Origin of the sequence: Streptomyces mutomycini (genome assembly GCF_001700505.1) — a bacterium.
GTDB classification, from domain to species: Bacteria; Actinomycetota; Actinomycetes; order Streptomycetales; family Streptomycetaceae; genus Streptomyces; species Streptomyces mutomycini.
Genome location: NZ_MAPV01000037.1, coordinates 34,464 through 56,304, shown reverse-complemented (window position 1 = coordinate 56,304; position 21,841 = coordinate 34,464). Strand labels below are relative to the sequence as shown.

Sequence of the window (21,841 nt, the reverse complement as noted above, 5' to 3'; positions counted from 1 at the left end):
TACCGAAGGGCGGGGTCCTCCGCCCTTCGGGCCCGGGCGCCCGTGCGTCGCCGGGGCTGCACGACCGGGCCGGTCGCTGGCCGGAGAAGGGGCCGCCACCGGCGGGCGGCCCACGGCGGCCGCCGAAGGATCTGCCGGGCCGGGGCACGGCTGTGGGAAAGGGGCCGCGACGGCGGGCGGCCCGGGTTGTCGGACGTCATCTCGTAGGGAGCTTCACGCATGGACCGCGACATCACCCTCACCGATGCCGATGCGGATGCCTACGAGGTGCTCCGGCGACGGCTCCGCGAGCAGGCCGGCGAGCTGATCCGGCGGGCCGAGGCGCTCAACGGCCGCCGGACCGAGGAGTTCGGGTCCTCGGGGCTGCGCCTGCTCGCCACCGAACAGGTGCACACGGGGCACGCCTCGGTGGCCCGCGATCTGGTCGCCGTGGGCGGGCGCCTGCTGTTCGGCTTCGAGCGCGGTCCGGGCGCGCGGGCCGACGCCGGGGTCGGTGACGTGCTCGCCCTCCGCGAACCCGGCCTGGAGGAGTCGCAGGCCGGGCTCCTGGACGACGAGGCCTTCGTACGGGAGTTCGCCGGCCTGCACCGCTACTACCGCGACGCCCGGCTGCTCCGGCTGCGGCGCGTCAACGGCCGGCTGCTCGCCGTCTTCCGTACCGGGGAGACCGCCGAGGACATCCGTGTCCTGCGCTGGGCGCTGGGCGCCGACGGTGGGCCCGGAGCGTTCCTCGACGCCCGCGGCGACCGTGACCACGTCTTCCCGCCGTCGCACGACTTCGACTGGACCCCCGTGGGGCGCGACGCCCATGTGCCCGGCCGGCACCCGTACATCGCGGTCCTGGACAAGGTCTTCGTGGACACGCTGGGCGGCACTCTCACCGTCAGGACCACCGGCGGCACCGAGTCCCCCGAGGGGATCTACGAGGAGCCCGTCGACGAGCCGCTGCAGTCCCTGGCGGACGCCGCCGTCGAGTACGCGGTGGCCGGGCCGCTGATCCTGCTGCGGGTCCGCCCGTACAAGGAGGAGGCCTGGCGGCACCTGGTCTTCAACACACTGCTGTCGACCGTGCTGCGCCTCGACGGGATCGGACCGTCCTGCCGCCTGCTGCCCGAGGACCAGGGGATCATCTTCCCCGGCGGCTACTACCTCGCCACCGGCACCGCCAGGACCTTCGACACGGCCGGGGAGCTCGGCGACCCCGTCTTCGAGGACGCGGTCCCCTCGCCGAACGGCGAGGACGTGCTGTACGTCTTCCGGTCCCGGGACGGCAGCCGCGCCCTGCTCCTCCCCTACAACCTGATCCGCCAGGAGGTCGCCACCCCGCTGACCGGCCGGGGCCACGCCCTCCTCGACGACGGCACCCTGGTCCTGCTCAAGGACGGTGCCGACGGGCCGGGGCGGGTCCACCCGCTGCAGCGCTGGGCGACCCCCTTCGTCTCCGACACCTTCGCCGCCTCCCGGCCCGCCGGCACGGGCCCGCTCGCCCGGACCGGCAACGCCGACCTGGTGCGGGGGATCTCCGACTGTCTGGCCCTTGCGCACGGCGTACGGGACATGCCGCCGACCGCCGCCGTGTACGACCGGCTCGTCGCCGACTGCGGCCGGGCCGGCGACCGCTACCACTGGCTCACCGACCCCGGGCTGGGCGCGCTCGCCGAGCCGCTGGAGGAGCTGCGGGCCACCGCGGTGCGGGTGCTGGCCGAGTTCGGAGCGGTCCAGGAGCTGACCGGGCAGGCCGCCGAGGCGCTCGACGAGGCGGCCGCCGGACTCACGGCCCTGGTCCGTCGCATCCGCGGCGAGGCCCCGCGCTCGGCCGCCGCCTGGGTCGGCCGGCTCACCGAACTGCGCCGCGCACACGGCCATCTGGCCACCCTCGCCGAGATGCGGTACGCCGACACGGACCGCATCGCCGCGCTCCGCGAGGAGACCGAACGGGATATGGCATCGGCCGCTCAGCGGGCGGTCGCCTTCCTCGCCCGCGAGGACGCGTTCGCCGGTTACCACGAGGACCTCGCCCGGATCACCGACGACGCCGCAGGACTGGACACCGTCGCCGACGCCTCCGCAGCCGGGGACCGGCTGACGGAGATCACGGACGGCCTCGGGACGGTCACGGACGTCGTCACCGGCCTGGACATGGGCGACGCCACCGTGCGTACGTCGGTCCTGGAGCGGATCGCCGGGGTCCTGGGCGACGCCAACCGCGCCCGCGCGGCCCTGGGCGCCAGGCGCAGGGAGCTGGTGGCCCGGGAGGGGCGGGCCGAGTTCGCCGCCGAGTTCGCCCTGCTCGGGCAGGCCGTCACGGGGGCGCTCGCCTCGGCGGACTCCCCCGGGGCCTGCGACGAGCAGCTGGCCGGGGTGATGCTCCGGCTGGAGGACCTGGAGTCCCGCTTCGCTGAGTCCGACGACTTCCTGGCCAGGCTGGCCGAGCGGCGTACGGAGGTGTACGAGGCGTTCTCGGGCCGTAAGGAGATGCTTCAGGATGCCCGCGCCCGGCGTGCGGAGCGGCTCGCGGACTCCGCGTCCCGGGTCATGGAGACGGTCTCCAGGCGGCTGGCGGGCCTGGAGGACCAGGACGCCGTCCACACGTACTTCGCCTCCGACCCCATGGTCGCCAAGGTCCGTCGCACCGCCGGCGAACTCCGTACGCTCGGCGACCCCGTCCGCGCCGAGGAGCTGGAGGGACGGCTGAAGGCGGCCCGGCAGGAGGCGGGGCGCGCTCTGCGCGACCGGGGCGAGCTGTACGCGGACGGCGGGTCGGTGATCCGGCTTGGCCGGCACCGGTTCGCGGTGAACACCCAGCCGTTCGACCTGACCCTGGTCCCGTCCGGCGACCGGCTCGCCTTCGCACTGACCGGCACGGACTACCGGGCCCCGGTCACCGACCCGGAGTTCGCGGCGACCCGGCCCTACTGGGACCAGCTGCTGCCCTCCGAGACGGCGGCCGTCTACCGCGCCGAGCACCTGGCCGCCCGGCTGCTCGACGAGCACGGCGCAGACGCCCTGGCCGACGTGCCGGACCTCGCCGCGCTCGTACGGGAAGCGGCGGCGTCCGCATACGACGAGGGCTACCGGCGCGGTGTGCACGACGAGGACGCCACCGCGATCCTGACCGTCCTGCTGCGGCTCCGGTCCCGCGCGGGCCTGCTGCGCTTCCCGCCCTCGGTGCGCGCGGCGGCGCAGCTCTTCTGGGCGCACGGGGCCGACGACGCCCTGCGCACGTCCTGGCGGCGTCAGGCCGCCTCGCTGGCACGCGCCCGCGACACCTTCGGGCTCGCCCCCGCCGTCGCCGTGCTCCAGGGGGAGTGGGCCGCGGCGATGGAGGTGCGGGACAGTGTCGCCGAGTACCTCTTCGAGGAGCTGACCAGCGGTCCCGCCGGGTTCGTCACGAGCGCCCCGGTCCGCACGCTCCTGGACAAGTTCCGCCGCGCGGTGGGCACTTCGGCGTACGACGAGGACCTGGCCGCCCTCTCCGGAGACCTCCCGGCCCGGCGCCGGCTGGTTGAGGGCTGGCTCACCTCCTACGCCGCCGCGAGCGGCTCGGACGCGGACGACGGGGACCTCGCGGAGGCCGTCGCCGTGGAGCTGTGCCCGGAGCTGGAGCGGTACGGCTGCGAGGCCCCGCTCACCGCGACGGTCGAGGGCCTGCTCGGCGACCACCCGCGCACCGCCGGGGGAAAGCTGACGGTGCGGCTGGACGAACTCCTCGCCCGTACGGCCGCGTTCCGGACCGAAACCGTCCCCGGCTTCCGTGCGTACCAGCGGCTGCGCACCTCCCTGGTCGCCGCGGAACGCACCCGGCTGCGGCTGGACGACCACCGGCCGCGCGTCATGCCGGCGTTCGTCCGCAACCGGCTGCTCGACGAGGTGTACCTGCCCCTCATCGGCGACAGCCTCGCCAAACAGCTCGGCACGGCCGATGCGGGCCGGCGCACCGACTCGCAGGGGCTGCTGCTCCTCGTGTCGCCGCCCGGCTACGGCAAGACGACGCTCATGGAGTACGTCGCCGAACGGCTCGGGATGGTCCTCGTCAAGGTCAGCGGGCCGAACCTCGGCCATGACGTGACGTCCCTCGACCCCGCGCAGGCCCGCGGCGCGACCGCGCGCCGGGAGGTCGAGAAGATCAACTTCGCGCTGGAGTCGGGCAACAACACCGTTCTGTATCTGGACGACATCCAGCACACCTCACCCGAGCTGCTCCAGAAGTTCATTCCGCTCTGCGATGCCACCCGACGGGTCGAGGGCGTGCGCGACGGCGAGCCGCGCAGCTACGACCTGCGGGGGAAGCGGTTCGCCGTGGTGATGGCGGGCAATCCGTACACGGAGTCCGGCGCCCGCTTCCGTATTCCGGACATGCTCGCCAACCGGGCGGACGTCTGGAACCTCGGCGAGGTCCTGAGCGGCCGGGACGAGGTATTCGCCCTGAGCTTCGTCGAGAACGCCCTGGCCGCCAACCCGGTGCTGGCCCCGCTCGCGGCCCGCCCCCGGAGCGACCTCGACCTGCTCGTGCGCCTCGCCTCGGGCACGGGTCCCCCCGCCCCCGCCGACCGCCTGGAACACCCCTGTGCTCCCGCCGAACTCGACCGGATCGTCGGCGTCCTGCGCCATCTGCTGACCGCCCGGGACACCGTCCTCGCGGTGAACGCGGCGTACATCGCGTCGGCCGCGCAGACGGACTCGGCGCGCACCGAACCGCCGTTCCGCCTCCAGGGCTCCTACCGCGACATGAACAAGATCGCGGAGCGGATCGTGCCCGTCATGAACGACGCCGAGCTCGCCGCCGTCATCGACGACCACTACGCGGGCGAGGCCCAGACGCTCACCACGGGAGCCGAGTCGAACCTGCTGAAGCTGGCCGCCCTGCGGGGCACGCTCACCCCGGCACAGGCGGAGCGCCGGGCCGCGGTCAACGCCTCCTACGTGCGCGCGCAGGCCCTCGGCGGACCGGAGGGCGACCCGGCCTCCCGCGCGGTCGGGGCGCTGGGTCTGCTGGCGGACCGGCTCGCGGCGGTCGAGGCGGCCATCGAACGGGCCGCAGGCCCCAGCCGCCCGGAGGCGGGTCCGCACCCCCGTCACGCGATGATCACCGACACGCCCGGCTGAACCGGAAGGAGCAAGGCATGCTGAGTTACGTGTCATCACTTCCTCAACAGCCCCAACGTCCCCCGAGCAACGGTCACATGGTGGTCTGCGGCGACGACACCCTCGCCCGCCGGCTCGCAGTGGAACTGCGCTACGTGTACGGGGAGCGGGTCACCCTCCTGGTCCCACCGGGCCCCGGCACCACCGAGCCCGACCTGCCGCTGACCCAACGCGCGCGGGCCGGGGCCCTGTTCGGCCGGATGTCGGCGGCGATGAGCCGCAACGGGGCGGGCAACGGGGGCGGTGACGGCGACACGAACGCCGGGGTCGAGGCCGTCCGCATCATGGAGGCCCGCGAGCCCTCCGACGACGTACTGGCGGAGGCGGGCGTCGACCGGGCCGCCGCGCTCGCGCTCGTCTACGACGACGACGAGCTCAACATCCGTGCCGCCCTGACGGCCCGCCGTCTCAATCCGCGCCTGCGCCTCGTCATCCGGCTCTACAACCGCAAGCTCGGACAGCACCTGGAGACGCTGCTCGACCAGGCGGCCGCCGTCTCCATGCCCGGTCTCGACGCCGCCGCGACGGACGCCTCCACCACCGTCCTGTCCGACGCCGACACCGCGGCCCCCGCCCTGGCCGCCACCGCGCTGACCGGCAGCAGCAAGGTCATCCAGGCCGAGGGCCTGCTCCTGCGCGCCGTCGAACGCACCCCGCCCCGGCCCGGCGAACTCGCCGACCCCGGGCTGTGCACCCTGGCTCTGCTCTCCTCCACCAGCCAGGACCCGGCCGGCACCGAGGGCTCGGACAGCAGTGGCGACGAGGGCCCCCAGCTCCTGCCCGACCTGGCGACCGTGAACGCCGCCACGGGCCGGGGCACGGTCGTCCTGGAGGCCATCAGCCAGGCCGGGCCCGACCGGGCGCCCACCCGCATGGGAGGCAGGGGAGCACCGCTCGGCCAGGTCTTCTCGCGGCGGCTGCGCTGGTCGGCGCTGGGCGTCGCGGCCGCCGTCGTCGCCCTGGCCGTCGCCTCGGTGATCACCACGGGCGACAGCCCGCTGCACGCCGCCTACCTGACCATGCTGGACCTGCTGGCGATGGGCGACCCGGCGGTCGAGGACACCGACTCGGATTCCCGCCAGGTCATCCAGCTGCTGTCCGGCCTGGCCGGACTCCTGCTGCTGCCCCTGCTGGTCGCCGCCGTCCTGGAGGCGTTCGGCACGCTGCGCACCGCCTCCTCGCTGCGCCGCCCGCCGCGCGGCCTGTCCGGCCACGTGGTCCTGCTGGGGCTCGGCAAGATCGGCACCAGGGTCCTGGTGCGGCTCCGCGAGCTGGACATCCCCGTGGTGGTCGTCGAGGAGGACCCGGAGGCCCGCGGCATCCCGCTGGCACGCAGTCTGCACGTGCCGACGGTCCTGGGCGACGTGACCCAGGAGGGCGTCCTGGAAGCGGCCAAGATCCGCCGTGCCCGGGCACTGCTCGCCCTGACGAGCATCGACACGACGAACCTCGAAGCCGCGCTGTACGCCCGCTCGGTGAAGCCCGACCTGCGGGTGGCGCTGCGCCTCTACGACGACGAATTCGCCACCGCCGTCTACCGCACCCTGCGCACGGCCCACCCGGACGCCCTGACCCGCTCCCGTTCCGTGTCCCATCTGGCGGCACCGGCGTTCGCGGTCGCCATGATGGGCCGGCAGATCCTGGGCGCGGTCCCGGTGGAGCGCAAGGTGATGCTCTTCGCGGCCCTGGAGGTGGCGGGGCACCCCCAGCTGGAGGGACGGACCGTCGACCAGGCCTTCCGGGCGGGCGCGTGGCGGGTCCTGGCCCTGGACGCCACACCGCCGGGCGACCGCCTCCCGGACCTGGCCGCCGCACCGCCGTACGACCCCCTCGACCCCGAGGGGCCGGGAACCCCGGACCGGCCCTCCGGGCTGGTCTGGGACCTTCACCCGGGGTATGTGCTGCGGCGGGACGACCGGGTGGTGATCGCCGCGACCCGGCGCGGCCTGGCGGAGCTGCTGCGCAGGCAGCGGTCGGCGGCCCACCACTGAGCCACGGCGCGTGGCGCGCGTACTGCGGGCCGGGGGCGCGGTGCGTACTGCGGGCCGGGGCCGCGGTGCGCGTCACCGGCCCGTGCCGCTAGCTGAACATCCCCATGGCTTCCCGCACCTCCTGAAGGGTCGCCTCGGCCACGGCGTTCGCCCGCTCGTTGCCGGCGCGCAGCACGTCACGTACGTATCCCATGTCCTGGGCCAACTCCGCGCGCCTGGCGCGGATCGGGGCCATCGCGGCGTTGACCGCCTCCGTCACGGTCCGTTTCAGACCGGCCGCACCGCTGTTCCCGATCTCCTCGGCGACCTCGTACGGGTCGCGGCCGAGGCAGAGCGCGGCCAGCAGCACCAGGCTGGACACCCCGGGCCGCAGCCCGGGGTCGTAGGTGATGTGCCGCTCGGCGTCGGTGGTGGCGCCCTTGATCAGCCGGGCGGTCTCGTCGGCGTCGGCACCCAGGGCGATGGAGTTGCCGCGGCTCTTGCTCATCTTGGTGGCGTCCGTGCCGAGCAGCAGGGGCGCGGCGGAGAGCAGCGCGTCGGGTTCGGGGAAGACGTCGCCGTACCGCTCGTTGAAGCGCCGGGCGACGGTGCGGGTGACCTCAAGGTGCGGCAGCTGGTCCTGGCCGACGGGCACGAGGTTGCCCTTGCAGAACAGGATGTCGGCGGCCTGGTGCACCGGGTAGGTGTACATGAGCCCGCTGACGGCGGACTGCCGGGAGTGGGCGATCTCGTCCTTCACGGTGGGGTTGCGGCCCAGTTCGGCGACGGAGACGAGGGACAGGAAGGGCAGCAGCAGCTGGTTGAGCGCGGGGACCGCGCTGTGGTTGAAGACCGTCGTACGGGCGGGGTCGATCCCGATGGCGAGGTAGTCCAGGAGCAGCCCCTCCACGTGTTCGGTGAGGCGCTCGGCGACGTCCCGGTCGGTGAGGACCTGGTAGTCGGCGATGAGCACGAAGACGTCCACGCCGAGGTCCTGCAGGCGCACCCGGTTGTGGAGGGTGCCGAAGTAGTGCCCGAGGTGCAGGGCCCCGGTGGGCCGGTCCCCGGTGAGGACGCGGAAGCGGCCCGGGTCCAGGGCGAGCTGCTGCTCCAGTTCGGCGCTGCGGCGCGCGGCGGGACCGACGGGCAGGCCGGTGGTCAGGGTCACGGGGGTCTCCTCGCTGAGGTGTATGCGTGGAGGACGGCCCGTCGCGGAGCACCGGGGCACAGATGAGGGCCGTCCGAAGATCGAACGGCCCTGGTTCCGTGCAGATGAAGGTGGCCGCTCCTAAAAGGAGCGCCACCAGGTCCGGCACGGTACGGAGGTCATGGCAGCGAGTGTAACGCGCACCGATCCTGCGGAGCGGGCGGAATAGGGAAGGGGGGTGCTCCGTTGTAGGGTGTGTTCACATAGTTCAACGTTCAACCAAAATCACGGAGGCGGGCGCCATGCAGTTCGGGATCTTCACGGTCGGGGACGTCACCACCGACCCCACGACCGGTACGACACCGAGCGAGAACGAGCGGATCAAGGCGACCCTCGCGATCGCGCTCAAGGCGGAGGAAGTGGGCCTCGACGTCTTCGCGACCGGTGAGCACCACAACCCGCCGTTCGTCCCGTCCTCGCCGACGACCACGCTCGGCTACATCGCCGCCCGCACCGAGAAACTGATCCTCTCCACCTCCACCACGCTGATCACCACCAACGACCCGGTGAAGATCGCCGAGGACTACGCCACGCTCCAGCACCTGGCCGACGGCCGCGTCGACCTGATGATGGGCCGCGGCAACACCGGGCCGGTCTACCCCTGGTTCGGCAAGGACATCCGCCAGGGCATCCCGCTCGCGATCGAGAACTACGCGCTGCTGCACAAGCTGTGGCGCGAGGACGTCGTCGACTGGGAGGGGAAGTTCCGCACCCCGCTGCAGTCCTTCACCGCGACCCCCCGCCCGCTGGACGGCGTCCCGCCGTTCGTCTGGCACGGCTCCATCCGCTCCCCGGAGATCGCCGAGCAGGCCGCCTACTACGGCGACGGGTTCTTCCACAACAACATCTTCTGGCCCATGGAGCACACCAGGAAGATGGTCGACCTCTACCGGCGCCGTTACGCCCACTACGGGCACGGCACCGCCGAGCAGGCCGTCGTCGGCCTCGGCGGCCAGGTGTTCATGGCCAGGAACTCCCAGGACGCGGTAAGGGAGTTCCGCCCGTACTTCGACAACGCGCCGGTCTACGGCCACGGGCCCTCGCTGGAGGACTTCACCCAGCAGACCCCACTGACCGTCGGCTCTCCGCAGGAGGTCATCGAGCGGACCCTGTCCTTCCGCGAGGACGTGGGCGACTACCAGCGTCAGCTGTTCCTGATGGACCACGCGGGACTGCCGCTGAAGACGGTCCTGGAGCAGCTCGACATCCTGGGCGAGGAGGTCGTGCCCGTGCTGCGCAAGGAGTTCGCCCGCCTGCGCCCGGCCGGAGTGCCGGACGCGCCCGTCCACCCCGCGGTCGCCGCCGCCCGCGCCGCCGCCGCCCCGAAGGAGGTCTGAGTACCGTGTTCGAGACCACCCCCCTGAAGATCGTGGCCGTAGCGGCAGGGCTCAGCAGCCCCTCGTCCACCCGGCTGCTGGCCGACCGGCTCGCCGGGGCCGCCCGCGAGAGGCTGGCGGCCGGCCAGGACCGACGCGTCGAGGTCGAGGTCGTCGAGCTGCGCGACCTCGCCGTCGACATCGCCAACCACCTGGTCACCGGCTTCCCCTCGGCCGGCCTGAGGAAGGCGCTCGACGCGGTGACCGGGGCGGACGGCCTGATCGCGGTGACGCCCGTCTTCACCGCCTCGTACAGCGGGCTGTTCAAGTCCTTCTTCGACCTGGTCGACAACACCGCGCTGACCGGCAAGCCCGTCGTGATCGCGGCGACCGGCGGCACGCCCAGGCACTCGCTGGTCCTGGAGCACGCCATGCGCCCGCTCTTCGCCTACCTGCGGGCCGTCGTTCTGCCGACGTCCGTGTACGCGGCGTCGGAGGACTGGGGATCGCAGGGGGACGAGTACACCGAAGGGCTGCCCTCCCGGATCCGGCGCGCGGGGGGCGAACTCGCCTCCGCCGTCACGGGGCGGACGGTGTCCGGCGCCACCCGGGTCCCCACCCTCGACGACGGCGAGGACGCCGTCGTCCCCTTCGCGCAGCAGCTCGCGGGTCTCCGGACCGGCTGACCACGGCATCGGGGGCCACCCGGCCCCCGATGCCCCATCTGGATACAGTTACTCCCTGTATGCCGTACATGGTCGAGCACACTGGAGGCAGACATGGGCAGGATCGTCGTGGGCGTCGACGGATCGGACGCGTCGATCAAGGCGCTGCGCTGGGCCGTACGCCAGGCCGAGCTGACCGGCGACACCGTCGAGGCGGTCAACAGCTGGGAGTACCCCGCGACCAGCTGGGGATCCCTGATGCCCGGCCTGCCGGAGGACTTCGACCCGCAGGAGGTGGCCACGGCCGCGCTCACCGAGGCGCTGGAGGAGGCCCTCGGCGCCGAGGGCGCGGCGGCGGTGGAGAAGGTCGTCGTGATCGGTAATCCCGCCCTGTCCCTGCTCGAACGCTCCAGGGGCGCGAACCTGCTGGTGGTCGGCGCCCGGGGCTACAGCGGCTTCAAGGCGACTCTCCTCGGCTCGGTCAGCCTCCATGTCACCCAGCACGCCACCTGCCCGGTCACCGTCGTACGCGACTGAGCCGGCCGGAACCGCCTGTCCGCCGCCCGCGAACGGGCGGGCCCCGGTGATCGCGGGGCCCGCCCGTTCGTGGCATGCAGCCCTGGGACGTGATGCGGCTGATCACCCGGTCCAGCTCCACCGTGGGCGAGAAGTCCACGAACTCGCAGTCCTCCAGGGCCTCCGGGACGTGCCCGGGAGGCCAGTAGAACGCCTGGCCCGCCTCGTACACCTGCGAGTCCGCGCCGGTCCGCAGCTCGAGCCGCCCCTTGAGCATGCAGCCCCGGTGCGGGCAGGGGCACATGTCGTCGGGGAGGCCCTCGACGCCGGGCCCATGTCCGCGCCCCAGCCTGTCTCCGTCCCCCTCCAGTCCCGGCCCGGCTCCGGCGCGGCGCGATGTCAGAGGGCGACGACGTCGGCGACGACACAGGACACGTTGTCCGGGCCGCCCGCGTCACCGGCAGGGCGACCAGAGCGTCTACGGCCGCGTCCGGGCCGTCCGCCGCGATGACCGTGCGGGTCACGTCGGCCTCGTCCACGACCGCCGACAGCCCGTCCGAGCAGAGCAGATAGCGGTCCCCCGGCAGCGTGTCGTGCAGCCGGACGTCCGGGCGGGCCGGCTGCCCCTCCGGACCGCCCGCCAGGGCCCTGAGCAGCATCGCGCGCTGCGGGTGCGAGGCCGCCTCCTCCTCGGTCAGCGAGCCGTCGTCGATCATCGACTGCACCAGGGTGTGGTCGTGCGTGATCCGGAAGAGCTCGCCACCGCGGAGCACATAGGCCCGGGAGTCCCCGATGTGCACGACGCCAAGCCGCTCACCGGTCCACACCAGTGCCGTGAGCGTGGTCCCGGACTCGGCCGGGGCCGCGTCACCACCCACGGCGTCGCGTACCGCCCGTGCGGCGGATTCCGCGGCGTCGTGCAGCGCGCCGAGCAGGTCCGAGGCGTTCACCGCGCCGCGCGCCGCCGGCTTCAGCGCGTCGACCGCGGCCGCGCTCGCCCCCGCACCGCCCGCCCCGAAGCCGTCGGCCACGGCGAGGAGCCGTGCGCCCGCGTACGCCGTGTCCTGCTGAGAGGTGCGCACCGCACCGGGGTGGGCCAGTGCCGCGTAGCGGATTCCCAGGGGGACCGGCCCACGGCCCGTTTCGTTGCCGTTCGGCATGATGGCGTTCTCCTTCGCTGACAGATGGTCCGCGAGGAAGACCGCGAGCTCCCGGCGGGCGGCCGTCTCGGCCTCCACGCCCGCCCAGAAGGCGCGGACCTCCGCGGCGGCCGCGCCGTCGTCGAGCGCCACCACCTCGGCGATCCGGGCGAGCGGCATCCCGATCCGGCGCAGCCACGCCACCAGTCGTGCCGCCTCCGCCTGCGTCCGGTCGTAGTAGCGGTAGCCGCTCACCGGATCCACCAGTGCGGGGCGGAGCAGCCCCAGCTCGTCGTAGCGGCGCAGGGCCTTCGCCGAGAGCCTGGACAGCCGGGCGAACTCCCCGATCGTCACCAGCCCCGCGCGCCCCGACGCCCCGCCTTCGTCTCCCACCACGGCCTCCTCGCGCCGGACGGATGCGCCCGGCCCCGCCGATGCTGGGGCTTACCCGGCGGGGAAGGTCAACCACCGTGCCGCTCGGCCCGGCAGCCGCCCGGCCCGAGGACGGATACGGGCCACGATGACACGGTGCGCCTCGGTAGCGGGTTCGAGCCGGACCACGACGCAGGGGTGCGGCCGCCGGAACGTGTCCCGGCGGCCGCACCCCTTCGTTCCCGAAGGACCGCCGGGTCAGCCCTCGCGGGTGTAGTACACGTAGAACATCGTGGCGGCCATCCCCGCGGCCAGTACCAGCCCGAGCACGGACGACGTCAGCACGCTGTTGCCGTTCAGGCTGGAGAGGAAGCCGATCGTGCCGCCGGTCAGCGCGCCGAACGCCCCGGCGCGCAGTTCGCGGGGCAAGGACCACCTGATCCGCACGAGGGCGTAGCAGAGCGCGGCGAAGACCACCCCGGAGACGACACCGAGCCAGATCTGACCGCCGGTGGTCGCCGCGCCGTCGCGTTTGATGAAGAAGGCCCAGAAGCCGACGATCACGCCCAGAGCGAGGGGCATGGCCCAGGACAGCGCGGTGTGCCCCCGCCGGGCAGGGGTGCGCGCATGCGCACGGCGGCGCGTCGGCATCGTTGCGTGTGTGACCATGGCGCACAGCTCCTTCCGTCGCCCCCGTCCCCGTGTTCCTCCAGCGCACACCCGGCCGGGCCGCCCGGCAACTCGAACGGCCTACGGCCCGGAGCGCCCGGACGGCGCCCGGGATTGGCTGGTGTCCGTGCGGACCTATCTCTCAGCGGCTCTGTCGGCGGTACTGCTCGTCCTGCTCACCGTGCTGGTCCCGGTGAGCGCCCTCTCGGCCTGGGTCGATCTCGAACTCGACGACACGGACCGCTATCTCGCCGCCGTATCCCCCCTGGCCTCCGACGCGGATGTACAGAGCACCGTGGCCACGCTGGTCACGGACGAGGCGATGAAGAACATCGACGTCGGTCCGCTCCAGGAGACCGTCGGGCAGTTCCTGCGGGAGACCGCGCTGTCGTTCACCACGACCGACGCCTTCCGACGCGCCTGGGACAGCGCGAACCGGGCGGCGCACCGGGAGGTGACCGCCGCACTGCACGGGGACGACGGACAGGCGGTGACCATCGATCTGGCGCCGGTGATCGAGGAGGTCAAGAGGGAGCTGGTCAGCGACGGGGTGCCGTTCGCCGACCGGATCCCGGTCCAGGAGACCTCGATCACCGTGCTGTCCGCCGACCGCGCCGACGAACTGCGGCATTCGTTCAGGTGGTTGCGGTACCTCGGTGTCCGGCCTGCGGCCGGGACGGTGGTGCTGCTCGTCCTCGTGCTCGCTCTCGTGCTTCTGCGCGGTGGCACGCGGGCCTGCCTGACGACCGCGGCCGTGGCCGGCGCCGGGCTGGTGCTCGGCGCGGCGCTGCTGCGGATCGCCGTCGCCGTAGGCCGCGCCCGGGTCCTCGGCCAGGTGCCCGGAACCGACCGGGACGCGGCCGCCGCGGTCTACGACGCGCTGACCGCCTCCCTGCGGACGACGGTGTGGATCGTGCTCCTCGTGGGGGCGGTCCTGGTGGTCGGCGGCCTGGTGGGCCGGGTCCTGGCGGCCCGGCGCAGCCCGGCCGGGCTCGCCCACCACGGCTGATCCGTACCTGGGATCCGACGTGCGCGGGCGGGTGTGCCGGGCGAGAGTGGGATGCGTGAGAGCAGGGGGCGAGTGAGAGGTCTGCCGATGCGAGCCATCGCCGTCAGCGCGTTCCGTGCGGAGCCCTGTCTCGTCGAGGTGCCGAAGCCCGGCCCCGGGGCTGGCGAGGTACGGGTGAAGGTCGAGTACGCGGCTCTCAACCCGCTGGACTGGCAGACCGCGGACGGAGCTCCGGGTGAGGCCGTCCCGCATGTGTTCCCACTCGTCCTGGGCACGGATTTCGCGGGCCGGGTGGACATGATCGGCAGTGGCGACAACACCTTCCGGGTCGGCGACCCGGTGTTCGGCCGGGTGACCGCACCTCCCCTCGGGCGGTGCGGGGCGTACGGCGAGTACGTGTGCGTACCGCAGGACTCCCCGATCGCCCTGGTCCCTCCCGGTGTGCCGCTCCAGGTCGCCGCGGCGCTCCCCTCGGCCGGTGCGACGGCCACCCAGATCCTGACGAGCACGGCTGTACGCAGCGGGCTGAGCCTGCTGGTCATCGGGGCTACGGGCGGCGTCGGCAGCTTCCTGACCCAGCTTGCGGCGGCCCGCGGGACAGCGGTCGTCGCCGCCGTGCGGGGCGACGAAGGGCGGCGGATGAAGGCACTCGGCGCCACCGCCACCGTCGACACGACCTCCGGCCCCGAGGCGCTCGAAGCCGCGGTGCGCGACCTGTACCCGGGCGGCGTCGACGCGCTCGTCGACCTCGTCTCGACGGACACCGCCTCGTTCGCCTCGTACGCCGCCCTGGTGCGCGAAGGCGGCGTCGCCGTCACCACCAGGGGCGTCGCGGCACCTCCGGGCATCGCCTGGGCCGACTTCCGGCTCGCCCCGACCGCCGCAGTGCTGGACGAGCTCGCCTCGGCGGTGGCACGTGGGGAGCTGGCCGTGCCCATCGACATGGAGCTCCCCCTGGAGAAGGCTCCGCAGGCGCTCGCCCAGAACCGCGCCGGCGGGGCTCGCGGCAAGACCGTCTTCGCCGTCTGAAGGACAGGCCCTCAGGTCCTGCCGTCCTGGCCGGGCTGGGCCCGCGGGCCCTGGAGGCGTTCCATCTCGCGGCGGTCCCGCTTGGTCGGGCGGCCCGTGCCCCGGTCGCGGACCGGGATCTGGACCGCCGTATCGCGCGGCGGAGGGGGCGGGCTGTTGTCGACGAAGCACTCGGCCGCCACCGGCGGGCCCACCCGCTTCTTCACGATCTTGGAGACGACCACGATCCGGTCCCGGCCCGCGTGCCGCAGCCGCACCTCGTCGCCCGTACGCAGGGCCTGGGCGGGCTTCGCGCGCTCGCCGTTGACCCGCACGTGTCCCGCCCGGCAGGCGGCAGCCGCCTCCGACCGGGTCTTCGTCAGCCGGACCGCCCAGACCCAGGCGTCGGTCCGGACGCTTCCCTCCGCCTGCGGCGCCTCACCGGAAACCATGGGTACGACTCTAGACCGCCCGGCACCCGCACCGGACGGTCTTCCGAGGGACCGGCGTACGCCTCGTCCGCCGGCCCGCGCGAACGGACCGGCCGGTGTGCCTGATCGCCATCAGGCACACCGGCCGGTCACGCCGGCGCCGCACCGCGGTCCCCCTGGGGCACATCCGAGCGACGCGCGATCGGACGCCCCTCGGGCACGCACCGCGCGGACAGCGGACACAGGACGCAGGAGGGCTTCCGGTTCAGACGCCGATGTCGCTGCCGTCCTTGCGCCAGACGGCGACGACCGAGGGGCGGACGATCCGGCCCGGCCCGTCCGGCCAGGTACTCGCCGGCTTCTCGACGGAGGCGCCGTCGACCTCGCCCGGGTGCTGCACGGCGACGAGGACACGCCGGTCCTGGATCACCGGGCCACAGGTCTCCGCACCGGTCGGCACGGTCAGGAACTGCCGCAGCTCACCCCGCCGTTCGCCCTGAGTCGCCACGCCGAACAGTCCGTCGTGCGAGCCGAGCTGGTTGCCGTCCGTGGAGATCCACAGATTGCCGTGGTCGTCGAAGGCCACGTTGTCCGGACAGGAGATGGGGCTGACCCCCTCCTTGGGGAAACCGGAGAAGTACGTCGCCGGGTCCTCCGGATCACCCGCGACGAGGAAGAGCCGCCAGGCGAACCCGTCACCCGCAGGGTCGTCCCAGTGCTCCGCGAGCTCCAGGATCTGTCCGTGCTTGTTGGCATTGCGCGGGTTGGCCTCGTCCGCGCCGGCCTTGCCCGCCTTGCCGCGGTCGGTGTTGTTCGTCAGGGCGACATAGACGCGGCCGGTGCGCGGCGAGGGCTCGACGTCCTCGGGGCGGTCCATCTTCGTCGCGCCGACCTTGTCACCGGCCAGCCGGGTAAAGACGTACACCTCCTCGGCGGTCATGCCCGGGACGTGTGAGGTGGTGCCCGTGGCGAGCGGGATCCAGACGCCGCTGCCGTCGAACTCGCCGTCCGAGGGGAGCTTGCCCGTGCCGTCGAACTCCGCGGCCGGGGAGTCGCCGGTCAGCTTGGCGACGTAGAGGGTTCCCTCGTCCAGCAGCGTGAGGTTGTGCTCCCTGGCCGCCCGCGAGTTCCCCTTCCTCATCTGCTTGCTGGAGACGAACTTGTAGAAGTAGTCGAACCGTTCGTCGTCGCCCATGTAGACCACCGGACGCCCGTCGGCGGTGAGCCGGGGCTGCGCGGCCTCGTGCTTGAACCGGCCGAGCGCGGTCCGCTTGCGGGGCGTGGAGTCGGGGTCGTACGGGTCGAGCTCGACGACCCATCCGAAGCGGTGTGCCTCGTTGGGCTCCTGCGCCAGGTCGAAGCGCTTGTCGAACCGCTCCCACTTGCGCTCGGTCGCGGCCGTGCCGATGCCGTACCGCTTGTCGGTGTCGCTGGAGCCGTTGGCGAAGTACTGGTTGAAGTTCTCCTCGCCGTGCAGCGTGGTGCCCCAAGGGGTGGTGCCGCCCGCGCAGTTGTTCAGGGTGCCGAGCACCTTGCGGCCTGTGCGGTCGGCGGAGGTACGGAGCAACGGGCTGCCCGCGGCCGGGCCGGTGACCTGGAATTCGCTGGTCGCGGTGAGACGGCGGTTCAGCGGGTGGCGGTTGACCGGCGCGAGCCTGCCGGTGCGGTTCTCCTCCTGCACGACGACCACGGAGAGTCCGTGCGCGGCCCAGGCGATCTCGACCTGCTCACGGGTGGGACTGGCCGGATCGTATCCACGGAACATCAGGATCTCGTCCGTGTACTCGTGGTTGGCGACCATGACCTGACGGCCCCGCTCACCGCGGAGCGGGAGAAGGGAGAGGAAGTCGTTGTTGTAACCGAACTGGCCCGACTGCGCCTTCGCGGACTGCTTGTCCGGGTCGAAGGCGGGAGCACCGCGCAGAATCGGTTCGCCCCAGCGGATCACGACGTTCTGGCCGTAGCCGTCAGGGATCGTGACCTTGTCGTCCTTGTTGGGCGCGACCGCCGCGAAGCGCAGGCCCCGGGCCCCCGAAGGAGTGGGCTTCGGCTTGCCGCCCGGACGGCCCGCGAGCGGCGCGGCCTCGGCGTCCGTGGCCGCCGGACCGGCGAGCGCGGCCGTTCCCGCTGCGGCGGCCACGGTCACCACGGCTGCGGCGCGCATCATCGACCGGCGTGACAGGGCACCGGCGATGATGTCGCCGGCGTACTCGTTGTCGCTGGTGTTGGGGATCTCCTGGAAGCAGGCGTCCCCGCAGCGGTAGCGGCAGGTCAGCGCAGAGCGCCCGCCCGGGTGCGAGCCGATGAGCGGCAGCAGATTGCGCACGTTTTTCGTCCCTCCGTCTGTGTGTCATGCGTGACGGTAGGTGCGTATCCGCGCCGTACGTGGGACTGCCGGTGAACAGAGGGTGAAGTCCGGGACACCGATGCCCTCCCGGCCGTCCGGGCGCCCGTCCAGGACTCGGTGACGACTCGGTTGGAGCTCGGTTGGCTCAGGGGCGGGCCGCGCCGCCGAACGGCCGGATCCGGCCGCTAACCTTACGTATCCGCCCTGGCCAGGGATCAAATTCCCGCAGTACGGACGTTTATCGCACCCACCTCATCAACTCATGCGAAAGGCCTCGCCCATGGGCATTCGGAGCTTGCTGCGCAAGGTGTTCGGCCGGACGGAGCAGGACGAGCCGACCACGGCCACCGTCCCGCCCCAGGCCGAGCGCACCCAGCCCACGGAGACGGAGCCGGAGACCGCCACTTCGGCGGCCGAGCCCGCGAAGGCCTCGGTACCGGCCCCGGCCTCCCCCTCGGACCGGTCAGCCGGTGCCGAGCACGACAGCGACAGCGACAGCGACAGCGGCAAGGCGTCGGACCTGGTGGCGGCGGCGTTCGACAAGGCGGCAGCCAACTCCGCGGCCACGTCGACGGCCACGCCCGCGCCGAGGGTCCCGGCCCAGGGGTCCGCCCCGGAGGCGGCTGCGGACGCCACGGACGCCGAGCCCGCGCCGGTTGCCGCGGCCCCGATCACGATCGACATGGATCCGGAGCCGGAGGCCGCGGCCGGGACCGCTCCCGAATCCGACGTCGCGCCCGAGGCGGTGGCCGAAGCGGCCGAGCCTGTCGCGGCGTCACCTGCGGTCGAGGAGCCTTCTTCCACCTCCGCCGCCGAGTCGCCCGCTGCTGAAGCGCCCGCTGCCGAGGCCGCAGTTACTGAAGCGCCCGTTACCGAGGCCGCCGCTGCCGAAGCGCCTGCTGCTGAGACTCCTGCTGCCGCGACTTCTGCTGCCGAGGTGGCCACCGAGCCGAAGACCGAGGCCGTCGACGAACCGGCCGCCGAGCCCGTCGCCACCGTCGAGCCCGTCGCCGAGCCCGAGGCCGCACCCGAACCCGCAGCGCCGAAGGCCGAGCAGGAGGCCGAGCCGGAGCCCGCCGTCGCCGAGCCCGAAGCGCCGGTGGCCGAGCAGGAGCCCGTCGCCGAGCCCGAGCCCGAGGCCGCACCCGAACCCGCAGCGCCGAAGGCCGAGCAGGAGGCCGAGCCGGAGCCCGCCGTCGCCGAGCCGGTGGCCGCGCCCGAACCTGCCGCCGTCGCCGAGCCCGTCGCCGAACCGGTCGTCGTGCCCGAGCCGGAGGCCGTCGAGGTCGAGCCCGCCGCCGCATCCGAGGCCGCCCCCGAGGCCGAGGCAGCACCCGAGACCGCACCCGCCGGCGCCGGCGGCAAGCCCGCCGTCTCCCTCGCCCGGGTCAAGGCCGCGGCGCCCGGGCTCGTCGAGCCGTACAAGGCCGCGCAGGCCGGGCTCAAGGCCCACGGCCTGACCGGGCTGCGGGCCACCGTCTATCTGGTGCTCGACCGGTCCGGATCCATGCGGCCGTTCTACAAGGACGGCAGCGCCCAGCACCTGGGCGACCGCACCCTGGCGCTCGCCGCGCACCTCGACGCGGACGCCACCGTGCCCGTCGTCTTCTTCTCGACCGACATCGACGGCACGGGGGCGATCGACCTCACCGCCCACGAGGGCCGGATCGACGAGCTGAACGCGGGCCTCGGCCGCCTGGGCCGTACGAACTACCACCGGGCCGTCGAGGAGGTCGTCGCACACTACGAGAAGTCCGGCGCCACGGGCCCGGCCCTTGTGGTCTTCCAGACGGACGGCGCCCCGGACGCCAAGGTGGCGGCCAAGCAGGCCCTGGCGGACGCGGCACGGCTGCCGCTGTTCTTCCAGTTCGTCGCGTTCGGCGACGAGGACGCGAAGGGCTTCGACTTCCTGCGCAGGCTGGACGTCGAGAACGCCGGCTTCTTCCACGCGGGCCCAGCCCCGCGCGAGGTGCCGGACGCGACGCTCTACCGCAAGGTACTCGCCGCGCTCCCCGCCTGGGCCACCGCCCGAGGGTTCGTCGCGGAGGACTGATCCACCGACAGCCGTACGGTCACGGCGATCCCGCCCTCCGGGCCGGGTACCGCCGTGGCCGTACCGCCGTGGGAGGACGAGGCAGGGATCGGCCGCGACCGCGATCTGCGGGAGGGACGAGGGCGACCGCTCCACCGCCGCCAGGGGCCGCGCGGCCTCCTCCGCGGCCACCTGCGCCAGGTCGCCCGCCGTGCGCCCGCTCTGCGCCGGTTGTCGTCCAGCAGCGTCTGCCGGGTCCGTGCGAGGTCCTCCGGCGACGGGTCGTCGAGGTTCACGAAGCTCTCCGCGGCCGGGTACCCCTTATCGATGTGAGTGGATCTTCCACGGACCGTTAGGATTTCGACCATGGCGGCCACTGGATCCGAGAAGCAAGGGGGCGACGGCGTGAAGAGTTTCTACGTATCGACCCCCATCTACTACGTCAACGACGCTCCTCACCTGGGCCACGCCTATACGACCGTCGCAGGCGACGTGCTCACCCGCTGGCACCGCCAGCGCGGCGAGAAGGTGTGGTACCTCACCGGCACGGACGAGCACGGTCAGAAGATCATGCGCACGGCCGAGGCGAACGACGTCACGCCCCAGGCCTGGTGCGACAAGCTCGTCGAGGAGGCATGGAAGCCCCTCTGGGAGCACCTGAACATCGCGAACGACGACTTCATCCGTACGACGGAGAAGCGGCACACGGACCGTGTGCAGGAGTTCGTGCAGGACCTGTTCGACAAGGACCAGATCTACAAGGGCGGGTACGAAGGCCCGTACTGCGTGGGCTGCGAGGAGTACAAACTCCCCGGCGACCTGATCGAGTCCGAGGACGGCACGAAACTGTGCCCGATCCACAAGAAGCCGGTGGAGCTCCTCAAGGAGGAGAACTACTTCTTCAAGCTGAGCGAGTACGGCCCGAAGCTCATGGAGTTCTACGCGGCCAACCCGGGCTTCATCCAGCCCGAGTCCGCCCGCAACGAGATCGTGAACTTCGTCAAGCAGGGCCTGCAGGACCTGTCGATCTCCCGCTCCACGTTCGACTGGGGCGTCCCGGTGCCGTGGGACCCGAAGCACGTCATCTACGTGTGGATCGACGCCCTGCTCAACTACGCGACGGCGGTCGGCTACGGCGCCAACCAGGAGAAGTTCGACGGCACCTTCCCGGCGGACGTGCACCTGATCGGCAAGGACATCCTGCGCTTCCACTCGGTCATCTGGCCGGCGATGCTGATGGCGCAGGGCCTGCCGGTCCCCGGCAAGGTCGTCGCCAACGGCTGGCTGATGGTCGGCGGCGAGAAGATGTCCAAGTCGAACCTGACGGGCATCAAGCCGCAGGACCTGACCTCGCACTTCGGCGTGGACGCGTACCGCTGGTACTTCCTGCGGGCCATCGCGTACGGCAGCGACGGCTCGTTCTCCTGGGAGGACTTCAGCGCCCGCTACACCTCGGAGCTCGCCAACGACTACGGCAACCTCGCCTCGCGCGTCGCGGCCATGGTCGGCAAGTACTTCGGCGGCGCGCTCCCGGAGGCCACGGCATCCGGTGACGCCGAGCGGGCGGTCCAGGAGGGCCTCGCGCGGGCCGTCGCCGCGGCGGACCTGAAGATCGGCGAGGAGCTGGACTTCCAGGGCGGCATCCTGGCGGTCTTCGACTTCGTGAAGCAGGTCAACGGCTACATCACGGAGCAGGAGCCGTGGAAGGTCGCCAAGGACGAGTCGCCGGAGGGCCAGGCCCGGCTGGCGACCATCCTGTACACGGCGGCCGAGTCGCTGCGCGGTGTCGCGGTCCTGCTGAACGCCGTGATGCCGGACACCTCGCAGAAGCTGTGGGAGTCCCTGGGCGCGGAGGCGTCCCTCGGCGCCCTGGCCGACCAGCGGGTGGGGGACGCGGGCGACTGGGGCCGGCTGCCCGTCGGCTCGACGGTGACGAAGGGCGCGGTGCTGTTCCCGCGTCTGGAGGAGAAGCCCGCGTAAGCGGCATACGCGCCGCAGGAGCCCGGGCCCCCGGA

At 72.9% G+C, this 21,841-nt stretch carries 14 protein-coding genes and 1 pseudogene; 9 read left to right on the top strand and 6 right to left on the bottom strand.

The genetic code is table 11. The features are described from left to right. Positions 1-219 precede the first annotated feature (219 nt). Positions 220-5,106 carry a DNA repair ATPase gene (locus BFF76_RS05845; RefSeq protein WP_065847476.1) on the top strand — a complete coding sequence of 1,629 codons (4,887 nt, stop codon included), beginning with the start codon at positions 220-222 and terminating at the stop codon, positions 5,104-5,106. Between the two features lie 17 nt (positions 5,107-5,123). Next, the gene (locus BFF76_RS05840) at positions 5,124-7,136 is read left to right on the top strand and encodes an NAD-binding protein (protein WP_065847474.1); all 2,013 of its coding nucleotides are present in this window, start codon (positions 5,124-5,126) and stop codon (positions 7,134-7,136) included. A gap of 88 nt (positions 7,137-7,224) precedes the next feature. Here BFF76_RS05840 and trpS read toward each other — a convergent pair whose 3' ends face one another. Beyond that, positions 7,225-8,283 (bottom strand): tryptophan--tRNA ligase, encoded by a 1,059-nt coding sequence (trpS, locus tag BFF76_RS05835; RefSeq protein ID WP_065847472.1) that lies wholly within the window; start codon positions 8,281-8,283, stop codon positions 7,225-7,227. A 281-nt stretch (positions 8,284-8,564) separates the two neighbouring features. Here trpS and BFF76_RS05830 point away from each other — a divergent pair, with 281 nt between their 5' ends. The 3 genes from BFF76_RS05830 to BFF76_RS05820 all read left to right on the top strand — a co-directional run bounded on the left by BFF76_RS05830 (position 8,565) and on the right by BFF76_RS05820 (position 10,840). Beyond that, a complete protein-coding gene (locus BFF76_RS05830; RefSeq protein WP_031090583.1) occupies positions 8,565-9,659 on the top strand; it encodes an LLM class flavin-dependent oxidoreductase in 1,095 nt (364 codons plus the stop codon). Positions 9,660-9,664: 5 nt separating this feature from the next. Next, the gene (locus tag BFF76_RS05825; protein ID WP_065847470.1) at positions 9,665-10,324 is read left to right on the top strand and encodes an FMN reductase; all 660 of its coding nucleotides are present in this window, start codon (positions 9,665-9,667) and stop codon (positions 10,322-10,324) included. Between the two features lie 93 nt (positions 10,325-10,417). Continuing rightward, a complete protein-coding gene (locus BFF76_RS05820) occupies positions 10,418-10,840 on the top strand; it encodes a universal stress protein (RefSeq protein WP_031090581.1) in 423 nt (140 codons plus the stop codon). Here the strand turns inward: BFF76_RS05820 and BFF76_RS32875 are convergent. The 3 genes and pseudogenes from BFF76_RS32875 to BFF76_RS05805 form a co-directional block, all read right to left on the bottom strand. Next, positions 10,821-11,096, bottom strand: coding sequence for a cupin domain-containing protein (locus BFF76_RS32875; RefSeq protein ID WP_065847468.1), 276 nt, complete (start codon positions 11,094-11,096; stop codon positions 10,821-10,823). The genes BFF76_RS05820 and BFF76_RS32875 overlap by 20 nt on opposite strands. A gap of 122 nt (positions 11,097-11,218) precedes the next feature. Beyond that, positions 11,219-12,354, bottom strand: a pseudogene (locus BFF76_RS05810) (MerR family transcriptional regulator). 234 nt (positions 12,355-12,588) lie between these two features. Next, positions 12,589-12,999 carry a hypothetical protein gene (locus tag BFF76_RS05805; RefSeq protein WP_031090577.1) on the bottom strand — a complete coding sequence of 137 codons (411 nt, stop codon included), beginning with the start codon at positions 12,997-12,999 and terminating at the stop codon, positions 12,589-12,591. Between the two features lie 127 nt (positions 13,000-13,126). Here BFF76_RS05805 and BFF76_RS05800 point away from each other — a divergent pair, with 127 nt between their 5' ends. Next, positions 13,127-14,008 (top strand): hypothetical protein, encoded by an 882-nt coding sequence (locus tag BFF76_RS05800; RefSeq protein WP_053929644.1) that lies wholly within the window; start codon positions 13,127-13,129, stop codon positions 14,006-14,008. Positions 14,009-14,095: 87 nt separating this feature from the next. Then, positions 14,096-15,037 (top strand): NADP-dependent oxidoreductase, encoded by a 942-nt coding sequence (locus BFF76_RS05795; RefSeq protein WP_065847466.1) that lies wholly within the window; start codon positions 14,096-14,098, stop codon positions 15,035-15,037. A gap of 11 nt (positions 15,038-15,048) precedes the next feature. Here the strand turns inward: BFF76_RS05795 and BFF76_RS05790 are convergent, their stop codons facing one another. Further along, complete coding sequence (locus BFF76_RS05790) at positions 15,049-15,468, bottom strand: RNA-binding S4 domain-containing protein (protein WP_031090571.1); 420 nt, start codon at positions 15,466-15,468, stop codon at positions 15,049-15,051. Positions 15,469-15,712: 244 nt separating this feature from the next. Next, the gene (locus BFF76_RS05785; RefSeq protein WP_031090569.1) at positions 15,713-17,773 is read right to left on the bottom strand and encodes a PhoX family protein; all 2,061 of its coding nucleotides are present in this window, start codon (positions 17,771-17,773) and stop codon (positions 15,713-15,715) included. 301 nt (positions 17,774-18,074) lie between these two features. Here BFF76_RS05785 and BFF76_RS05780 point away from each other — a divergent pair, with 301 nt between their 5' ends. Both BFF76_RS05780 and metG read left to right on the top strand, forming a co-directional pair. Next, positions 18,075-19,847 (top strand): VWA domain-containing protein, encoded by a 1,773-nt coding sequence (locus BFF76_RS05780; protein WP_079122321.1) that lies wholly within the window; start codon positions 18,075-18,077, stop codon positions 19,845-19,847. Positions 19,848-20,192: 345 nt separating this feature from the next. Then, on the top strand, positions 20,193-21,806 hold the full coding sequence (metG, locus tag BFF76_RS05775; protein WP_053929524.1) for a methionine--tRNA ligase: 1,614 nt from the start codon (positions 20,193-20,195) through the stop codon (positions 21,804-21,806). Positions 21,807-21,841: the final 35 nt, after the last annotated feature.